Source organism: Paenibacillus sp. NPDC058367, from assembly GCF_042723305.1.
Taxonomy (GTDB): Bacteria; Bacillota; Bacilli; order Paenibacillales; family Paenibacillaceae; genus Paenibacillus_AQ.
Map to the genome: position 1 here is coordinate 1 of NZ_JBHXIZ010000006.1, position 19219 is coordinate 19219.

A 19219-nucleotide genomic window follows, 5' to 3' on the forward strand; every position below is an offset into this window, starting at 1 on the left:
GGATTTAAAAAAGATGACCCCTGTTCAATACAGAGATCATCTTCTTCAATCTGCCTAGACTTTTTTTAAATGTCCTTTACATAGGGTACAGTTTAAATAGGCTTCGTCTTTATATTTAGATGGCTTCAGGTAGATTCATCCTTTGTGATAGCCATACGTTTGCCCTCCTAAAAGCGTGAATGACGTTTCCTATGATGTGATGCGGAATCCGACGGATTGCTGCTGCAGCTTCCAGAGACGGTCGTACAATCCGCCTCGTAGTAGTAAAGCTTCATGTCGTCCCTGCTCCACAAGTCGGCCATCTTCCAGCACAATAATGTTGTCTGCACCTCGTATGGTTTTCAGCCGATGCGCGATAACAATAACGGTTCTGCCCGTAATCAGCGCATCAATTCCCTTCTGGATTTCGGCTTCATTCTGCGGGTCAAGCGATGCAGTAGCCTCATCCAGCAATACAATAGGAGCGTTCTTAAGAATCGCACGAGCAATGGAGATCCGCTGCTTCTCCCCTCCGGAAAGCGTACTGCCACCCTCGCCTACCGGCGTGTCATAACCTAGCGGTAATTTCATAATGAAATCATGGCAACGGGCCATTTCTGCTGCTTGTTGAATATCCTGCTGCGACGCGCCCGGCCGCCCAAAGGCAATGTTGTTTCCAATGGTATCTTGGAACAGGTACACATCCTGAAACACAACCGACACAGACCCTAGCAAATGTTCTGGATCAATATCTTTAATATTGCGTCCGCCTAGCAGAACACTTCCCTCGTCAGGATCATAGAAACGCGAGATCAAACGCAGCACTGTACTCTTTCCGCTGCCGGAGGGACCCACGATTGCAGTCAATGAACCTTGCGGCATTTCTATGCTTAATTGTTTGAGAACAGGCTCACCTCCATAGCTGAAGGTAACTTTGTCAAAGCGGATGGTACTGCTCTCGGGAAGCGGAGCTGTAGTCCCCGTCATTACCGGCTGACGAAGCAGGTCTACGATGCGTTCACCCGCTTGTTCGTTGTACCGGAATTCAGCATAGTTGGCGAGCGCCGTCGTCAGTGGATCGTAGATACGTGTGCCGACAATAAGGAATACCGCCAGCTGCAAAATACCGAGCTCCCCGCCTAACAATAGATGCACACCTACGTATACCATTAAGGTCAGACCCGCACGAAGAAGAGCCATAGCCGTTAGAATGACCGGTCCGAATATCCCTTCAAGCTTCACACTTTCCTTCATCAAAGTTCGAAAAGAGCTATCCAGACGGACAAAGCGTTCTCCCGTCAGGTTGTAGGCTTTCATCACCCGAATACCATTCAAATACTCCTGTAGCCGATTCGCGGCGTTCAATTTCGCTTTCATATGATTCGTCCCTAATCTGCGCCGCAGTCTGCCTGACAGGTACATAATTAGGAGGGCAACCGGCAGCGCCACGAACATGGAAAGCGCCATCCGCCAGTCGAGGAATAGTAAACCCGCAAGTGCGAATATCGGCAGTACAAAAGCCCCTGCAAGCTGTGGCAGCAGATGTGAAATCCCTGTCTCAACCAGCGTGAAATCGCCCATCATCATATTGGCCAAATCACCAGGATCCCGGCGCGTCAGGTAGCCTAGCGGAAGCTTACGCAGATGTTCTGCTAATTCCGCCCGTCCCTGTGCCGCAACATTGTAAGCCCCGCGGTATGCAGTGCGGTAAGCGGGGATCTCGCTCAGGAACATCAGTACCATAACAGCAGCTAGCCCCGCGCAAATCCACCAAAGCCGTTCTATCTGAAGCTCTGCACCCACCGTAATATAAGGAGCAAAAATCAACCGCACCGCCTCAATTACAAGCGCGAACGGAAGCACACTAACTATGTTAGCCAGTAAGGAAAAAAGTACAGGCTTCAGCAGCTGCTGCGGTTTGCCAGCAGTAATATTGTGCAATACCTTCATAGCTGTTCCCCTCCTTTTTCCAAATGCCAATCTCCAGCGTCACTGTATGCATGCCACATTTGAGTGTAAAGTCCATCGAGATCAATCAAACGATCGTGATCTCCGCGCTCCACGATTTGCCCATCTCGCAGTACCAGAATTTGTGCGGCTTCACGAATAGAGGAGAGTCTGTGAGCAATAACAATAACCGTCTTCCCGCGCATAAGCTCCGTTAGTGCCAGCTGCATGTGATGCTCATTTTCCGGGTCGGCAAAAGCAGTCGCTTCGTCGAGTACAAGTACCGGTGCATTTTTGAGGATAGCCCGGGCTACCGCAATACGCTGCTCTTCACCACCGGAGAGATAGACGCCACCTTCACCGATTAACGTATCGTATCCCTGCGGAAGCCGAGAGATGAACTCGTCGCATTGCGCAGCTCTTGCTGCAGCCTGGACTTCATCCAGCGTGGCTCCCGGTTTGCCGACGGCAATATTCTCATACAAAGTGTCATAGAACAGGAAGGTCTCCTGAAATACAAAGGCAACTGTATTCATCAGTTCATGAATCGCCATATGACGGATATCCACTCCACCGATACGGATCGCACCCTCTTGCGGGTCCCAGAACCGCGGCACCAAGCTGGCCACCGTCGATTTACCTGAACCTGACGGTCCAACCAGCGCTGTAACCTTCCCTTGTTCTGCCCGGAAAGAGACCTCGCTGAGCGCAGCCGCAGCCCCCTCTTCTTCATTGTAGGAGAAGGTTACGTCCATAAATTCAACGTCGAAAGCTTGCGGTGATAGCGGCTTTGCTATTTCTGGTACAGGCTGCTGTGCCAAAAGACGATCCATCCGCTCTACGCCTTCGCCGATATCCCGAGTGCTCGAAGCCAGCATAAGCAGTTTATAAAGCGGAGATGATACGCCTGGCGCCATAATTAGAAAGAACAGCAGCACAAGCGCAAAGGACATGGAGGCCGGCCGACCGCTTAGCATAAAGACACCCACCGGTAAAATAAAGGTAAACGAGGAGGCCAGTAATGTTTTGAACAGAACATAGCCTGACTGATAACGGTCCGTAAATTCCAGACAATAATCACGGTATCTGGTCATATCACTGTAGAACTTTCGGAAGGAATGCACCGTCTGCCCGAACACCTTCACCGCTGGCATCCCCCGCACATACTGCACCGCCGAAGCATTGATCTGCTCCAAAGAATCATGATACTGCTTCACACTGGTTTTTCCCTTACTGCTCATCATAAGTGCTGACTGCACAACCATTCCTATGAGGATCGGTAGAAGACAGGCAACAGCTAACGGCGGACTCAGCCAGAACATCGCCACAATCATCAGCACCGTAGACGCCAGCGCGCTGACCAAATCTGGGAGCTGATGCGCTACGAAATTTTCCACCTTGTCGACATTCTGTTCCAGCGTCTTCTTCACTGCGCCGGTCGAAGTTCCATTCAGGAAGCCGAGCGGCAGTCTGCCCAGATGCTCGGTCATTCGCACACGCAGATTATACTGAATACGAAAAGCCGCAATATGCGAACACATAATACCGCAATATGAGGTCACCAAACCTCCGATCAATCCGCCGAGTGCAATCCATCCCCAGCGAATCATAGCATCACCATCAACCTGTCCAGGAGATGCGGCATGCCGCAGTAGCTCGGCCAATATGAAATAAACAGACAAAAATGGTACCAGCATTAGCACGGCGCTGACAGATGACAATACACCAGACAGGATCAGCAGGCCCCGCTTCTCTCCGGCAATCTCCAGCAGTCTCGACATGCCAGTTTTGGTTTTACTCACAGCTGTTCCCCCACTCTTTATAATTACGCACAAAAAAAGTGCACTGAGAATGATTCTCTGTGCACTAGTGTATAGGAACGCTCTTCATAGTTGCTACCATTTCCGGGATTATAATCAACCAAATCAGGAGCATCTGTTTTCGACGCGAGCTTACACCCTTGTTCCTAAAGAACGCTGTCTACCGCTGATCAGATATTCTCCAGGGCGCACACCGAATTTTTTGCGAAAGGCTGCTGAGAAATGGCTGACATTCACGTATCCGACCCTGGATGCTGCTTCACTGACAGTCATATTTCCATGTTCTAGCAGCTGTTGCGCCCTTTGCATCCGTTGTTCGATAACATAGGCATGGACGGTATAACCGAACATTTCCTTAAAGCCCTTCTTCAGCTTGAACTCATTGAGGCAAATGATACGTGAGAGGCCAGCCAGCGTCGGTGGGTGTAAATAATCACGTTGCAGAATTTCCTTGGCTAGTCGCAGGCTCTTCATATCATCTCTAGATAGCTTGACTGTGTGGGAAATCCGATCAGCTTCAAATAAAGATTCATTGAGATAGACAGCCATTAGCTCCAGCATTTTCCCCTCCAGATAGAGTTCCCGCATACCCTGACTATAGGAACAATCCGCAATTTGAGACAGAATGAGTCGGATAGATGGTGTGATTGCGTTTTTGCCAAAAAACAACCCAGCTCCTCCTCCGGCTTGGAGCCGTGTATCCTCGGTCAGTCCGCTGGTCATTCGCTCAAATTGTGCCGGACTCATATCTATGCTGAGGAATCTGTAGCCCGCTCCGCTAAGGTATATACAATTTTCACTTCTTACTCCGCCGTGAAGCAGCACACTTTCTCCTGTATCTATGGCAAAATAGTCCTGCTTCAGCGAGGTCCCCCATTCAATTCCATGTCCCATGCAAAATATCAGCTCCGTACGAGGTGTTCTAAACTCGCCCTTCGCTTCAATATCCCGATTAAATTGGAGATCAAAATCCGTCATTTGAAGATAACGCTGAGTAAGCAGGCTCCGGCAGCTACCCTTCCCTAGCTCGACCGGTGGTTTTATCTCAAAGTGGCTTCCGTCCAACTGGTAAGTAATATTAAACCCTTCGCATCTAAGCGTCTTATGGGCATCAATCGTTTCCGCTTCATTCAGACCATCGCTACGCTTCATGCTCATCCCTACTTCCCCTTACTTTGGATTCATTATATATGTATTGAGAATGATTATCAATTGAATGTTCTTTTAGCAAATATGCATAAACAACAAAAAACCTTCCCACACCTAAAAGTGAAGAAGGCTTAAACGCGTCACTTCTGAAGACATGGCCAGCTATATTTTCAGCTCCCCAAGCTATTGTATTAAGCTTAATCCGTAACCTTCACATTTCCAAACACGGCCTTATTCCTCGAATCATCCCCCGGATTGCTGAGCGCTATGCCAATATACACCTTGCGATTCATCGGGATCTGAACAGTTCCGACCGTTTGCCAGTTATTCCCGTTCGTCGAAATAGCGCCTTTGAAGGTATTTCCACTTCTGGTCAGCTTTAGCCATCTTGGAGCCGAGGCAGCCGCAGTATGGTCGACCATATTACCCGCTGTCTCTGCACGATACTGGAAGGTTGCCCCATTCTCGGGGGTAAGCATCATATCCGCGTGCTTCGAATTATGACCCAGCGACTCCCGAATCATAATACCAGCCTTGGCCCAGCCGTCCAATCGGCTAGTGGACTGCACTTTTACAATAATCTCTGCATTGCCACTCACGGATTGGTATATATAATTCAGTCGATCTCCATTTCCCCAAATATCCGTAGAGCTACTGCTGAGTGTAAATTGCTTATTGGATGAATTGTAGGTAACGTTCCCCGGCATGGAACCGATATTTCGAGCCTTCCATCCTGCTGGTAATTGAGCCGGATAGTCTTGTTCTACCGGAGGCGTCCAGCCTGGCGTCGGCCAGGTTTCACGTTCCTTGATATTGGCCAATTCATCTTCTGGCCAGGCCCCGTAGGCAAAGAACGACAGGCGCTTCACGTCCGGATAATTCTCGCGGATTCCCTTGTAAATCTCCTGATATTGATCATCAGTCCAGTCATTATCCAGTGTGGCTACAATCTCCACGTCACTGCCACTGATCCGGTCGCTCGTATCCTTCAGGATGCCGTAGGAAGTGCTGTATACCCAATCACTATTGAACTCCCAGTCATCAAAGTACGCCATCGGTGCGACAAAGTCGATATCATCTTTAAATTTGGCTACATTCTGTCCAACCTCTGTAAATTCCGGCGGCAAAATATACACACCGAGCTGCACATCCGGATTTGAGGATTCGGAAATATCCTCACGGATATCGCCTACATACTGTCCAATTTGTTCAGTTCTCCATTCATTCCACTGCTCACGCTGAGGCGAATCCCTATCGAAGTCAATGCTGAGCGGGGAATACCCGAACTGCGCCTGATACTTCAGGGCCGTGTAATCACTGACGTCCATGTTGTAATTGTCAAAGCGGATCCAGTCTAGCACAACACCGTCAACAGCATAATTCTCGATCACTTCCTGAATGATGGAACGCTCATACTGCTGCACTTCGTGGTGAATCGGATTGACAAAATATTCGTTGCCGTTAGAACCTGTGAACGGAGTCTGAACCCCATTAACCAGCGCTTGCATCTGCCATTCATCGTGAGCAAGGAAGGCTTGCTGATCATGGAACTGGGGAATCCAGGCATGAACCTTAATTCCTGCAGCATGGGCTGCTGTAATGACAGCCTGCAGGGCATCGAAATTCTCGTAGCCTTGCGCGATCGGAGCGATATCACTCTGATAAAATACACTTCCAGACGGAACCTCATCATCTTCATCCTGCTTCACGTTCATGCTGATGACATCGACACCGTAGCTTGTGGACAACTGAATGAAATTATGGACATCCGCCGTGTTCTTAAACTGGTTTACGGTCCGTACAATAACTTCCGTTTCAAAAGGGGGATTACTCTCCTCATCGGCCTTAGCCGGCACGGAACCACCTACTATCGAAGAAACCAATACGAAGCTTAACATTGCTATGCATCTCGATCTCAGAGCAAATGCCATAATATCGCCTCCACAAGTATAAGATTTTATAAAAGTCTTATTTCGTCGCGTTGATTTTCTTGACATTCTCCTGCCATTTTTCGGTTCTGAACTCAAGCAGCTTATCCAGCCCCGCTTTTTGGGTGTTCTTTTTGGCTGTCTCCAGTGCTGACAATACCTCTTCATCCGACTTCGCCTGAACCATTTGTGCGTAAGCAAGGGTATAAATATCCCCGACATTCTGTGCGATGATGCCAATCTCCGTATCCGGAAGCGGATCGGTATTCACAAATTCCGTAATGTCCAGCGCGGTTTTCCAGGTCACCGTGGACTGCGCCACTGTCTCCCATGATTTCTGGTTCGCGGAAAGCAGCGCCTCTAAGCTCATTTTCGCCGTATCAATAAAGGTCGTATTACCCGCCCAGTTAAAGTCCTCGAATTTTCTCATCGTTTCGGTACGTTCGTTAGCAGGAGTCGTCTTGTATTTCTCATTCGGAATTGGTGCTCCGTCTGCGTCCTCCTCATCCCAGTACAATCCTTTAGGACCGAAGAAAAGCACCTTCTGTCCCTCCGGACCCGTAATCCAGTCAAAGTAAGCGAAGATGGCCTCCGGATCCTTGGCCTTTTTCGTAATGACACTGACGTTCCAACCCAGCGTCTCGAAACCGCTTACAAACACTTGTGTTTTGTCTAGTCCGGCTTTATGAATCGGCCAAATAATTTCATAACCGCTGTCCGGATTGTTCGCAGTCAGTGCACGGTGTCCCTCGGCTCCATACGTAGTGATATTGGATTCGACCATGACCGCTACCCGGCTGGTATTGACCTTTTCTTTGACCGCATCCTGGGTTTGCTGCAGTGCATCCTGCGTAATCAGCCGTTCACGATACAGCTTATTGATATACAGCACCATCTCCTCGTAAGCGGGATCGTCCAAGATAGATGACAGCTTGTCGCCTTCCGGATATCCCATGAGTGAAATGAACTTACTGGTGGAGTTCTCCTTAAAACCGCCATACATAATTTCCAGACCTGCCCCCTTCTCGCCAACCTCCAGAGGTACAACATCCGGATACTTTTCTTGCACCAAGCGTAAATATTGATACAAATCATCAAAGGTCTCCAGCGCCGGTCTGCCGAGCTCATTATAAATATCTTTATTCACCATCCATCCGCCGTTGCCGAATTGCCCGGATGTATACCAGTTGGGGATTTGATAGATTTTTCCGTCATCTGAACGGAGCAAATTCAGGGTGGATTCCTTCACATATTTCTTGAAGTTCGGATACTTGTCATAGTAATCATCCAGCGCAACAAGTTGCCCTGCCTGTACCAGCCGTTCCACTGAGGATCCCCGGTCAGTAAAAATGACATCCGGTAAATCACCACCGACGATCATCGTGTTGAGTTTTTCTCCGGCCGCACCTCCCGATTGAATCGGTTCAACATTAACCTTACGGTTCTCCTGAATCCATTTTGTCGCCTCATTATCCCCCCATGGTGATGTCGTAAGCCAGTCGTAATTTCCATAGAAGCTGAAGGTGACGGGCTTAATCCCGCTGCCGTCATCAGTGGCGACCTCGGTATTCAGATTTTTCTCGCTTGTGTTTGGTGAAGTGTTAGAATTCCCCCCTCCGCTACAGGCAGCGAGAAGAAGCACCAGCGAAGTCAGCAGAAGCGATACCCATTTCATACGATTGCCCATTCTTTTCCCTTCTTTCTACATAATATGGAGACTGCTATTCTTTCAATGAACCGATCATTACGCCCTTAACAAAGTACTTTTGGAGAAAAGGGTACGTCAGGATAATCGGAATAGTAGCGATCATCATCGTAGCCATGGTCAGTGACTTCGTAGTAATCGTCCGATTTCGGTTCATATGATCCAGCGCGATGGCATTCGATGAACCAATTTGGGTCATAATGTTGGAGTTCATAACCTGCCGCAGCAGGGTCTGTATAGGAAGCAGTTCGTCTTTCGTAATATAGATCGCTCCCGTAAACCAGTCGTTCCAGTAACCGACCGCAGTAAATAAAGCAATCGTGGCCAGCACCGGGCCGGAGACGGGAATAACGATTCGGAAGAAAATGCCGTAGTTACTGCAACCGTCGATTTTGGCCGATTCCTCCAACCCCTCCGGCAAAGCGTTGAAGAAGGTGCGGATGACAATCATGTTCCAGACGCTGATGATGCCGGGGATAATCAGAACCCAAAAGGTGTCCAGCATACCCAAAGAGCGAACTAGTAAATAACTAGGGATGAGCCCTCCACTGAAGAACATCGTAATCATGAAGAACACCATATATTGTTTTCGAAAAAGCAATGTTTTCTTGGACATTCCGTAAGCTAACAGGGCCGTGAAGAAGACGGACAATGCCGTGCCGCCGAGCGTTCTAAGAATGGTGATCAGAAAAGAATTCAGCAGGCGATGATCCTGAAACACAATATAATAATTTTCCAGGGTAAATGCTCTCGGCAACAAGGTTACACCGCCGAGCGCCGTATCGCTCCCTAGATTAAAGGAAATGACCAGCGCGTTCCAAAATGGGTACAGCATAAGTAGCGCCAGCAGCGTCAAAAGGATATAAATAGTCCGCTGCATGATTTTGTCGCCTAGGCTTAGTCTCATTGTTCACCTCTCCTAAAAGGTTTATGGAGCATTACTTACAGTCGATACATCCCAATAAAACTTGCATCGGAAGCATTCGCTATGAGTAGTAGTACCTACCAGAGACTAACATCTGCCCGACGCGCGATTTTGTTGGCCATCACCAGCAGAATGACACTGATCACCGCTTTGAAAAGTCCTACCGCTGTCGCATAAGAAAATCTGGCATTTAATATCCCCACACGGTACACATAGGTGTCGATAACATCGGAGTAGGGTCGCAGGATTGGATTGGTTGCCAGCAGCAAAATGTCCTCGAAGCCCGCACTAAGCAGACTGCCGATGGCAAGAATCATAAAGATGATGATAATGGGGGTAATGCTGGGGAGTGTAATCAAGTGAATTTGCTTAAATCGGCTTGCTCCGTCTATGGAAGCGGCTTCATATAAAGTCGGATCAATGCCTGCAATCGCGGCCAGATAGACAATGCTCCCAAATCCGACCTCCTTCCACACATTTACACTTACTAGAATAGACCAGAAGTATTTGGGTAATGCCAGGAAGTTAACTGGCTCCCCTACCAGATTGAATCGCTCCAGCACATAGTTTACCGTTCCGTTGTCAACAGATAACAGCGAAAATACAAAACCGGATACAATAACCCAGGACAGGAAATACGGTAAATAGCTGACGGTCTGGATAACGCGTTTAAAGCCCATATTACCGATCTCATTCAGCATTAGTGCAAGAAGAATCGGTGCTGGAAAAGAGATAATCAATTTAAGCAAACTAATCACAATGGTATTTCGCATCACATTCCAGAACTCCGGTGCCTCGAAGAACATTCTGAAATGCATAAATCCAACCCAGGGGCTCTTCATAATGCCGCCAAAAATATCGTATTGCTGGAACGCCATAACCACGCCATACATCGGAATGTAGCTAAAAATGAATACAAAGATAATTCCCGGCCAAACCATGGACTGCAAATCCAATTGACTGGTGAATTTCTTCCATCTATTTGGTTTCTCGGCCGTGTTCATCCGTTTTTCCTCCTCTGGACGATTCTAGTGAAACAACGGCAAAAACGCTTTGTTCTTCTCCAGCATTTCATCCAGCAGCTGTTCAGCTACGGTGACCGAAGGCACGAGCGGATGATGAACCATAGCCTGCAGGGCTATATCCCGGTCTCCATGTACAGCCGCCTCGATGGTGAGGCTCTCGTATTGCTTGACCGCAGCCAGCAGGCCTTTGACGGACTGCGGAATTTTGCGCAGCGGAATCGGCAGCGGACCTTGTTTAGTTACCAAACAGTTCACCTCAATGGAGGCATCGTCCGGTAAGAAGTCAATCATTCCGTTATTCCTTACATTCAATGTCTGGATATCGCGGGAATCATTATAAATGGAGCGCATCAGCAGCACTGCCGCCTCCGAGTAATAGGCTCCACCACGCTGCTCCAGCTGCTTTGGCTTCTCCTTTAGCTCTACGTTCCGGTACAGCTCAAACAGCTCTTCCTCCACCTTCTTCACTACCTCAGCGCGCGATCCGGTCGTTGCTGCTGCTTCCTTCTGTTCCGCAAGCATCGCGTCCGTCATGTAGTAATAGCTCAGGTAATAAGAAGGGATGGCTTTCAAAGCATTCAGAAACCGGTGGTCCCAGGAATCAAACGGCACATTACTCGCCTTGTAGTTCTGGGGGTAATCAATGAGCTCCTGTAGCTTGCTTTTACCGTCAATTACGATATCGGATACCCAGTGCAGATGGTTGATGCCGACAAACTCCGCATAGATCTTCTCCATAGGAAGTCCGAAGAACTCAGAGAGCCACTTTTGAAAACCGATCGGCGAGTTGCATAGGCCTACGCTTTTTACCGATGAATATTTGTGAACAGCTTCAGTTACCATACCGGCCGGATTCGTAAAATTCAGCAACCAGGCATCCGGAGCTAGCTCCTCGATGTCCTTGCAAATATCCAGAATAACTGGAATGGTCCGTAGGCCTTTCATCATCCCTCCGGGACCCGTCGTCTCCTGACCGATGACATCGTATTGAAGCGGAATTAATTCGTCCCATTTCCGCGCTTCCAGCATACCTACCCGGATTTGAGTGCAGATAAAGTCTGCTCCGGCGATGGCCTCCCTGCGCTCAAGCGTCTGGGTCACGGTAATCGGTAGTCCGGACTCAGCAATCATACGCTTGCTTAATTCCGCAATCGTATGCAGCTTCTCCTTTCCCGCCTCAATATCCACCAGCCATATTTCGCGGACGGGAAGCTTTTTATGGTGCATGATGATGCCTTCAATAAGCTCAGGTGTATATGATGAACCCGCTCCGATGACAACGAGCTTCAGAGTCTCCTTCATAATAATAGCCCCTCCTTACCCAGTGATAGACGATCAAGAACCTCCTGATTCACACACACACCGCTGCTTTCCATTGCCAAAACGACCGCGCCTACAACCGGTTCCCGGGTTAGAATCCTTAAAGTGCCATTTGGAGCTGAATGCTTCACTCTCTGTTCAATGGCCCGCCGGATGATGCCTGAGCGATCCCCCTTGGTCAATAGGCTGCCTGCAAGTACGATGTCAAAGGAATCCTCCTCCATAGCCAAATGGCGGATTGTCGATACCGCTGCCAAACCGAGCTCATCCCCTTGCTTGGTTAGCAGTAGGGTGGCAACCTGGTCTCCTTCATCTGCCGCTTGAAACAGCAGCTCAGCAATCTGAGGAGGCAAGTCTCTGGAATGATCCAGGTAATCCTCCCTTAACTCCGAAACACTGGAATAGCCCAGCAAATGAATTAAGCGTTCGCTTAAGACAGTCTCTTTCTCTCTTCCATCATCCGCCCGAAGAACGCTACGGAATACCTCAATACTTAGATCATAGCCGCCGCCGTAATCACCGAACCGATAGCCAAATCCACCACATTGGTATGTAACGCCTCGCGGATTTTTACCGGCGCAGTTCACTCCCGAGCCGCAGATCAGCACGATCCCATAATTACTCTCTGTACCTGATCGCAAGGCAATCCAGGTATCGCAGGAAATCTCAGTTCGGGGAAGGCCAAGTCTGCTGATGATTGGTCGTAAAATTCGAAAATCGGATTCTCTGTCCGCTCCAGCCAGACCGAACCAGGAATACTCCATCTGATCCTTTGTCAGCCCCGACGCTATAATCGCTCCCGATACAGCCTGGTGCAAACTGTTCTCTGCCTGTTCACGATTGTTTTGATGATTCCCGTTCCCTCCCTTGCCTACACCAATGACCGTTCCCTGTTCATTTGCAATCATTGCATAAGTTTTGCTGCCCCCTGCATCGACTCCCAAAAAGTACTTCACAGTTCGTTTCACTCCTAATATTTAGGTTAACCTTACAGATGCGGTGGATTCACGCACGAGAAGCTGAGGAGCGAGCTTCGTTACAACAGCTGGCATCACCTCCCCATTGATTAATTTCATCAGCAAATCAACACCAATGCTGCCCATTTGCGCCTCAGGCTGTCTGACTGTCGTCAATCGGGGATAAAATTCACCTACGAACTGCTGATCATCAAAGCCAACCACTGAGATATCCTGAGGTACCAGAATCCCCTCCTCACGCAGGGCTTGAACAACACCTAAAGCAATAAAATCGTCTCCTGAAAAAATGGCTGTCGGCAGCTTATCTTCACGGATCCATCTCTTGGCCACCTCATAACCGCTACTTACCGTAAATCCGCAATATTCCGTGCCGAAAGGCGATAGTCCCGCTTCATCCAGCGCCTGTACATAACCCCGCTTGCGCTCTGCTACACTCAGGAACACCGAAGGGCCACCGATATAGGCGATCTGGGTGTGTCCAAGACCAATCAAGTGCTTGGTAGCTTCATACCCCCCTTGATAGTTATCGACGACGACACTGGGAACATCCTCATGCTGGAGCTGGTTATCCAGCAAGACAAACGGAATATTTTTTCTTTTCAGCTCCTCCACATATTCTTTTTCCTCAAGCGGAGATAACAGGATAATCCCGTCAACGCGGTCCTTCTGAAACAGGAAGTTAACGCCTTCATCCTCATTCTCGGCTATCGACAGGGCCAAGAAGTAACCTTGTTCTGCCAGCTTCCGGTTCACCACGCGAATCACGCGGTCATAGAAGGAGTCGTTAAAGTTGGTAATCGACATACCGATGACTCCCGTCTTGCCACGCACGAGACTCCGCGCCGCCGAATTGGGCTGATAATTTAATTCCTCCATAGCACTCAGCACTTTCCGCCTATTGCCTTCACGTACAGAAGGTGAATTATTAAGAACTCTGGATACGGTCACTACAGAGAGCCCCGACCTTTTGGCTACATCATGAATGTTCATCTAAGCTTCTATGCCTCCAAGTTCAATAGTTTAAACGTTATAACTTTTAGGGAAATAAAAAAGGACTAACTCTTCTCACCACAACTACGTCCTGACTGAGAATCGAACATTGAATGTCAGTTTCACCTTTATCGAAAGTATCAAAATGATTTCAAAAGTTTAAAGGTTTTAACTTTAAGATGATTTTACAACCATTCCCAATATCCGTCAATCCATAAAATGTAGTCAAATCTAATATTCCGGACACTACAAAAAACCTTCCCTCACCCCTAGAGGTGGAGAAGGCTTAAACGCGTCACTTCCGAAGACATGGCCAGCTATATTTTCAGCTCCCCAAGCTTGATCAGCTCGACAACCGCTTGTGAACGGCCTTTAACGTTTAGTTTTTGCATTACATTGGAGATGTGGTTCCGAACTGTTTTTTCGCTGATAAATAATAAACCAGCGATATCACGAGTCGTTTTGTCCTGCACGAGAAGCTCGAAAACTTCGCGCTCACGATGAGTCAACAGAAATTTGCTGTGGTGTTCGTTCCCCTTCAATGGTGTGAACACCGTGTATTTGAGCGTATTTCATGCTCCCTCACCATCCCCGCAAATTCCCTTGAATTAGCGTCAACTAAGGGGTTGTCCTAATTTTAATCTTTCGTAGTTTTTTGGTATCCCTTTAAATATTCTAAAGTTTAACACCAGATTTAACACCAATTTCAAAGGTGTTAAGTTCAGCTTTCATGAGGCGTATGATCTAAAAATTCTAAAAAGTTTGTATACGATTCGTACTTTCCGTTTGTAGAGAACAAATCTTCAATTATCCTATCTTTAATATCTGGATTCTTCTGAACATCGAGATATCCCCCTAATAACTGAAGAGTATTTATCAAAGCGTGATCTCTTCGTTCTGAATAGCTTAACATTTGATTAGGGAAAGTATCCTCTACTCTTTCATATAAAGGTAGATTGCAGAATGAATTTACAATTAGCATTCCTTTGGGGTTAACCCCAAACTTTTCTATGTATCCACTTACCCACTTTTCTAACTGTGCAGCATGTTTCTCTGCAGCACTTTTCGTTACCCCTTTCACCTCAACTACTGCAACCTTATCCTGATATTTGAGAATTAAATCATCTCTACCCGGCAAACCCTCAGTCACTTCAAAGCCAATTTCAATTAATACTTTCTTCACTATTTGTTCAAGGGGTTTTCCTGTACCAGTAAATAATAATTTGTAGGTTTCAAGTTCTCTAATTAATTCTGCTTGCTCAACACTTTGGGACATCAGCAAGCTTATTTGTTCTTTTATCTCCTGTAACCTTTGTTTTTCTTCTATTTCTTTTGGTAAAAGAAATTCTTGACTCCATTGTGGAAGATCCTCATCTTTCAAATTATGTTTCAATTCTCTATCAAGTTGTAAGATGGATTTAATAAACTCCTCCTCAAAAACCTTGTTTTCATATTCGTGTCCATAATCATAAAATTCTAGGACACTTGGAATGAATACTACATTCCCATTTAAGTATTCTGTATAGGCTCCAACCACTAAATTTGTGTTTTTTATGTATAAGAAAGGTTTGCCTTCAGGTAATTGAATGTTAGCGTAATACTTCATGTGTTCTTGGTTTGTTTCAAAAAAAGTTCTAAACAATTCATCTCCTCTAAATTCTAAATTGTATCCTTCTGCATGTTCAAATTCAACACCTATAGGCATTGCATCTACTATATTCAATTCTTTAAAAGTACTGTTAGAAGCAGGAATAAAACACTTTTCAGGCAAAGGAGCGATTATGAAAATATTCCTCCCGTCCTCAAGAAATGTTAGCATTTCACTTTTCCTTCTCTCAATACTTTGGCATAGCATCGCAGACACGGACGGATCAAGAATAGGTTGTCCATTAAGTTGCGGATCAAAATCCTCTAGGTACTGCGAAAATAAACCATTTGGATTCCAAATGGCTATTTCATGACCTAACAATGTATAACCACTTCCAAAAGAGAATTCCTTAATTCCATCCCAGTAATGTTTAAATTTAATATCTATCATACATATATCTGTCATAGATTCTGCCACCTAACTTATATTGGAATTATCCTTAGAATACCATAATTCATGTATGAGGTAGGACTTCTATATGGCAAAACAAAAAGCAGGGCTTTCTAGCCCTGCTTCTGCGCATTACTTCCCAAGAACCAAATAACGAATGGCTCCTTTGGAATTTTTATTGACCTACCAATTTTGACCACATGAAACTGTCCTGAATTACATAAATCATAAGCTTGGTTTCTGCCTATTGTTAAAAACTTCTGTATATCTTCTACCTTGAGAACTGGAGGCAGATCATCTATATTCAGCGTGCTCATATCATCACCTCAATTTATCATACTGTCATAAATGGTTGTCTTATGACTTCTCTTTCCTTGAAGTACTCTTTAATCCCGATACTTCTTTAATAACTTGTATATTAAGGTTTAGCGCTAACTTGTAGAACGCCTTCCACTTAAGATGGTAATATGTCGCTTCACTTATTGGTCTTTCAAATGCGTTGTTATAAACGACATAATCGAAATCACAATCCGTATTTAGGTAACGCTCAGTAATCAATATACGTTCACGTTTCGGGAGTAACTTCACGGCTTCCTCGATCCTTTTGCAATACGCTCGGCGGGCTGCAGGTTCGTCGACATTGTAGGCAGCTATATTTCCTGTCTGGTCACTTGTTACGCCCGTATCACTCCTGGGAGTAGCGGACCATTCAGCCGTTGTTTTTACTTCTCTCTCTTCGAACAATGTTGACTTATATATTCGGTATTTCTCAAGTGCAGCATCTACTGCCGCCCGCGTTGACTTCCTGTCAAACTCAGGCAGCTCAAATGTCATCTGTGTCACCATATCACCTCAATCTGTGTAAAAGAATCCCCCGACCGAAGCCGGGGCGTATACCATCTTAGAACGGCAGATCGTCATCGCTCTCAGGGATTTTAGGACCATCACCTGCACCATTTTCAGCAGTAGCTTCTGCTTCAGCGAGCTGTTCAATCGTGAGTTGATTCTTGTCCTCAACTTCCACTGTCCCATCTGGGTTATGAGTAACCTTGACGCCGTTGCCTGGTTGTTTTGATTGATCCCCGCCCTGTTGCTTAGCGATAACATCCTCAATTGTGAGCTGGTCCATATTCACTTCTTTAATTGCGAGGCCAAGGCGTTTTACGTCTTCAGTCGTTGGACCGTGACGCTTGATGACCTCAACAAATGCCTCAATATCTGGCGGTACCGTCTTAAGCAATGGACGTCCGTCAGCAGCTTCCAAAGTGTTACCATCCTTATCAGACTTGAGATCGAGCGTAAAGAGTGCATGATCCAATACGTACCTTTGCTGTGGCTCGCTCATCTTGTTCCACATCTCAGCGTTGAGGTACAGGATGGCGTCTTTGTCCCATGTGCTCCGAAGATCGTCACCTAGCACCTTGAACTTGCCAAACACCGTCTTGCCTTTGGACTTCCACCCGCCATGCTTCATGAGGATTAGTACCTCTGTGTCACCAAAATAATGGTGGTGCTTCTGGATCATATCTGCCAACATTTCATATGTTTCTTCGATTGCCTCTGTGTGGAATTTTTCTGCTTTAGCCATGTATAATTACTCCTCTCAAATTTTGGTTTTATGAAAAAATTACGACTGCAGCAAGTCATCAATGAGCATCGGTTCGTCTTTCCAGGTTATAAATTCATATTTTCCGAGTTCTACATTTCTACGTCTTCTATGTTCTTCCATCGACAACGGTGTCTTTGTTTCGATCCAAGTATCATATCCACCTCTATCTCCGTTGTTCTCCTTGTCACGATGCGGTAAATTCATAAACACTTCTACTGATCCAATCTCATGACGGACGAGATAACGAAACCCTTTGTATCTTAGGTAGTCAAGTTCGGCCCTTTCTTGTGCAGCCAATTCCATCTCTTATATCCTCCTTGTGGGAGAGGATGGCTATTAACCCTCTCTGTCCCTGTATCTTCGTACTGTGCAGCGTGTGGACATCAACCTAAGTTGGCATGATATAATATATTAGGTTGATAATTACAATTTTTTTGAAAATGGGGGAATCAAAATATGGAACGTAAAATTCAACTAATGGAAACCTACGTAAATATCGACTTTGGAAACTCACCCTTTTTAAAATTAGATAAAGGGTTGCAAATTCCATACTCTTCAATCACAGGAATAACAACAGGTAGACCGATACCAAATGCTTTTAAACTATATGGTGCTTTATTTAGAGGAATGAGAAATGGGTTATTTAGAGCAAATGGTGATTATCAACTGCACTTTTTTGAAAATGAGCTTAAAACTCTTCATTTAGATTTGAATGGCGTTAAAGTTGGTAAGTTCAAAATATCAAAGTTGATCATTGGTGTTGAAAATCCTGAAGAAATAAGTAAAAACATTTCCGAAAGAGTGAAGTGATAATTTGTTGATGAACTGTTCTTTGAACTAACGGGAAACGTTAGTTCAACAACACAGCGACAGTGTATGACTCTAATTCCTCGTTCTGAGCAGCCGTCGATTAAAATTTTGGACCAACGATTCCCCCTCCCTCACTGCGCAGTTTGCGTAAACTCTGCCTTTGGGAGAGGAGGGATACTCCTACTCCCTTAATGATCTGGTTCGGCCCCCGGCTACGCCTGGGTTTATGCTGTCGGACGATGGCCTTCGGCCCTTAGAACAACGTGAGCTGCATATTCTTCAACCGTTGCGTTCCGTCTGCAGCATGTCGTTCATCACGCTCAATTGCGATATAGTTCCTTCCAGTCCTTGATGCAGCTACAGCCGTTGTACAACTTCCAGCACAATTGTCTAGGACGGTTTCTCCTGGGTTTGTATAGGTCCGTATAAAGTATTCGCACAACTCCACAGGCATCTGATTTGGATGGATTCGCTCAGGGTCATCGTTGTTAACTACCGGATAGTACAAGACGCTGCGCGGCAATCTCTCAGTCTTTCCAGCCTCGTTTGACCACGGAATTCCATCACCATAAACAGATGATTTATGGTTGTTAGTCGCTGCATGCATCGGTTTATGTCCTTGACTCATTTGAGCATTGTAGGTGGGAGGTCTTTTATAAAAGACTAGTATGTTTTCATGAGCCTGCAGCGGCATCAGACCTTTGTTTAAGTGTCCTGTTGCCTTGTTCTTTTCCCATATCCATTCATATTTGAATAATTTTATATTGCTGGCTGCGAGTGCCTTATCAAATGGGGATTTAGCAAATAAGACGATTGCTCCGCTATCCTTAATGATCCGTTCATATGCCTTCCATAGCTGATCAAACGGCAGGATCGAATCCCAAGGGCTCTGAGTTGTGCCGTATGGAAGGTCACAGAGGATCATATCCACGCTACCTGTCTTGATATTCGGGAATACGTCGAAGCAATCCGCGTTAATAATCTGGTTCAGCATGCG

18 protein-coding genes are annotated in these 19219 nt (G+C 46.3%); 1 reads left to right on the plus strand and 17 read right to left on the minus strand.

Annotation, left to right across the window (positions count from 1 at the left end):
* Positions 1–189: 189 nt before the first annotated feature.
* From ACFWMP_RS25300 to ACFWMP_RS25375, 16 genes are all read right to left on the minus strand, one after another.
* On the minus strand, positions 190–1929 hold the full coding sequence (locus tag ACFWMP_RS25300; protein WP_341146346.1) for an ABC transporter ATP-binding protein: 1740 nt from the start codon (positions 1927–1929) through the stop codon (positions 190–192).
* Entirely contained in the window at positions 1926–3707 is a 1782-nt protein-coding gene (locus tag ACFWMP_RS25305) for an ABC transporter ATP-binding protein (RefSeq protein ID WP_379425298.1), read from the minus strand. The genes ACFWMP_RS25300 and ACFWMP_RS25305 overlap by 4 nt, the downstream gene beginning before the upstream one ends.
* A 171-nt stretch (positions 3708–3878) precedes the next feature.
* Complete coding sequence (locus ACFWMP_RS25310; RefSeq protein ID WP_379424979.1) at positions 3879–4904, minus strand: helix-turn-helix transcriptional regulator; 1026 nt, start codon at positions 4902–4904, stop codon at positions 3879–3881.
* A 188-nt stretch (positions 4905–5092) separates the two neighbouring features.
* A complete protein-coding gene (locus tag ACFWMP_RS25315; RefSeq protein ID WP_379424980.1) occupies positions 5093–6826 on the minus strand; it encodes a family 10 glycosylhydrolase in 1734 nt (577 codons plus the stop codon).
* Between the two features lie 37 nt (positions 6827–6863).
* Positions 6864–8510, minus strand: a complete 1647-nt coding sequence (locus ACFWMP_RS25320; protein WP_339266933.1) for an extracellular solute-binding protein — start codon at positions 8508–8510, stop codon at positions 6864–6866.
* A 34-nt stretch (positions 8511–8544) separates the two neighbouring features.
* A complete protein-coding gene (locus tag ACFWMP_RS25325) occupies positions 8545–9435 on the minus strand; it encodes a carbohydrate ABC transporter permease (protein WP_042191442.1) in 891 nt (296 codons plus the stop codon).
* 95 nt (positions 9436–9530) lie between these two features.
* A complete protein-coding gene (locus ACFWMP_RS25330; RefSeq protein ID WP_379424981.1) occupies positions 9531–10457 on the minus strand; it encodes an ABC transporter permease in 927 nt (308 codons plus the stop codon).
* A gap of 24 nt (positions 10458–10481) precedes the next feature.
* The gene (locus ACFWMP_RS25335; protein ID WP_379424982.1) at positions 10482–11780 is read right to left on the minus strand and encodes a 6-phospho-beta-glucosidase; all 1299 of its coding nucleotides are present in this window, start codon (positions 11778–11780) and stop codon (positions 10482–10484) included.
* Positions 11777–12754 (minus strand): N-acetylglucosamine kinase, encoded by a 978-nt coding sequence (locus tag ACFWMP_RS25340; RefSeq protein ID WP_042191448.1) that lies wholly within the window; start codon positions 12752–12754, stop codon positions 11777–11779. The genes ACFWMP_RS25335 and ACFWMP_RS25340 overlap by 4 nt, the downstream gene beginning before the upstream one ends.
* Before the next feature lie 21 nt (positions 12755–12775).
* A complete protein-coding gene (locus tag ACFWMP_RS25345; RefSeq protein ID WP_379424983.1) occupies positions 12776–13765 on the minus strand; it encodes a LacI family DNA-binding transcriptional regulator in 990 nt (329 codons plus the stop codon).
* Positions 13766–14082: 317 nt separating this feature from the next.
* Entirely contained in the window at positions 14083–14307 is a 225-nt protein-coding gene (locus ACFWMP_RS25350; protein WP_019908812.1) for a helix-turn-helix domain-containing protein, read from the minus strand.
* A gap of 179 nt (positions 14308–14486) precedes the next feature.
* Entirely contained in the window at positions 14487–15818 is a 1332-nt protein-coding gene (locus ACFWMP_RS25355; protein ID WP_379424984.1) for a hypothetical protein, read from the minus strand.
* 98 nt (positions 15819–15916) lie between these two features.
* The gene (locus ACFWMP_RS25360) at positions 15917–16120 is read right to left on the minus strand and encodes a helix-turn-helix domain-containing protein (protein ID WP_379424985.1); all 204 of its coding nucleotides are present in this window, start codon (positions 16118–16120) and stop codon (positions 15917–15919) included.
* Between the two features lie 40 nt (positions 16121–16160).
* Positions 16161–16649, minus strand: a complete 489-nt coding sequence (locus tag ACFWMP_RS25365; protein ID WP_379424986.1) for an ArpU family phage packaging/lysis transcriptional regulator — start codon at positions 16647–16649, stop codon at positions 16161–16163.
* Between the two features lie 55 nt (positions 16650–16704).
* Entirely contained in the window at positions 16705–17391 is a 687-nt protein-coding gene (locus ACFWMP_RS25370) for a putative metallopeptidase (RefSeq protein ID WP_379424987.1), read from the minus strand.
* A gap of 39 nt (positions 17392–17430) precedes the next feature.
* Positions 17431–17715 carry a hypothetical protein gene (locus ACFWMP_RS25375; RefSeq protein ID WP_379424988.1) on the minus strand — a complete coding sequence of 95 codons (285 nt, stop codon included), beginning with the start codon at positions 17713–17715 and terminating at the stop codon, positions 17431–17433.
* Positions 17716–17868: 153 nt separating this feature from the next.
* On the opposite strand from ACFWMP_RS25375, the gene ACFWMP_RS25380 reads away from it, so the two are divergent.
* A complete protein-coding gene (locus ACFWMP_RS25380) occupies positions 17869–18222 on the plus strand; it encodes a beta/alpha barrel domain-containing protein (protein WP_379424989.1) in 354 nt (117 codons plus the stop codon).
* Positions 18223–18475: 253 nt separating this feature from the next.
* Here ACFWMP_RS25380 and ACFWMP_RS25385 read toward each other — a convergent pair whose 3' ends face one another.
* On the minus strand, positions 18476–19216 hold the full coding sequence (locus ACFWMP_RS25385) for a DNA-methyltransferase (RefSeq protein ID WP_379424990.1): 741 nt from the start codon (positions 19214–19216) through the stop codon (positions 18476–18478).
* Positions 19217–19219 lie beyond the last annotated feature (3 nt).

Bases quoted from the DNA above. Each gene is read 5' to 3' on its own strand.
- ACFWMP_RS25315 (WP_379424980.1), bottom strand. From the start codon at position 6,826: ATGGCATTTGCTCTGAGATCGAGATGCATAGCAATGTTAAGCTTCGTA.
- ACFWMP_RS25355 (WP_379424984.1), bottom strand. From the start codon at position 15,818: ATGACAGATATATGTATGATAGATATTAAATTTAAACATTACTGGGAT.
- ACFWMP_RS25385 (WP_379424990.1), bottom strand. From the start codon at position 19,216: ATGCTGAACCAGATTATTAACGCGGATTGCTTCGACGTATTCCCGAAT.
- ACFWMP_RS25335 (WP_379424982.1), bottom strand. From the start codon at position 11,780: ATGAAGGAGACTCTGAAGCTCGTTGTCATCGGAGCGGGTTCATCATAT.
- ACFWMP_RS25375 (WP_379424988.1), bottom strand. From the start codon at position 17,715: ATGGAATTGGCTGCACAAGAAAGGGCCGAACTTGACTACCTAAGATAC.
- ACFWMP_RS25370 (WP_379424987.1), bottom strand. From the start codon at position 17,391: ATGGCTAAAGCAGAAAAATTCCACACAGAGGCAATCGAAGAAACATAT.
- ACFWMP_RS25305 (WP_379425298.1), bottom strand. From the start codon at position 3,707: ATGTCGAGACTGCTGGAGATTGCCGGAGAGAAGCGGGGCCTGCTGATC.
- ACFWMP_RS25330 (WP_379424981.1), bottom strand. From the start codon at position 10,457: ATGAACACGGCCGAGAAACCAAATAGATGGAAGAAATTCACCAGTCAA.
- ACFWMP_RS25310 (WP_379424979.1), bottom strand. From the start codon at position 4,904: ATGAGCATGAAGCGTAGCGATGGTCTGAATGAAGCGGAAACGATTGAT.
- ACFWMP_RS25345 (WP_379424983.1), bottom strand. From the start codon at position 13,765: ATGAACATTCATGATGTAGCCAAAAGGTCGGGGCTCTCTGTAGTGACC.
- ACFWMP_RS25325 (WP_042191442.1), bottom strand. From the start codon at position 9,435: ATGAGACTAAGCCTAGGCGACAAAATCATGCAGCGGACTATTTATATC.
- ACFWMP_RS25300 (WP_341146346.1), bottom strand. From the start codon at position 1,929: ATGAAGGTATTGCACAATATTACTGCTGGCAAACCGCAGCAGCTGCTG.
- ACFWMP_RS25320 (WP_339266933.1), bottom strand. From the start codon at position 8,510: ATGGGCAATCGTATGAAATGGGTATCGCTTCTGCTGACTTCGCTGGTG.
- ACFWMP_RS25380 (WP_379424989.1), top strand. From the start codon at position 17,869: ATGGAACGTAAAATTCAACTAATGGAAACCTACGTAAATATCGACTTT.
- ACFWMP_RS25365 (WP_379424986.1), bottom strand. From the start codon at position 16,649: ATGGTGACACAGATGACATTTGAGCTGCCTGAGTTTGACAGGAAGTCA.
- ACFWMP_RS25360 (WP_379424985.1), bottom strand. From the start codon at position 16,120: ATGAGCACGCTGAATATAGATGATCTGCCTCCAGTTCTCAAGGTAGAA.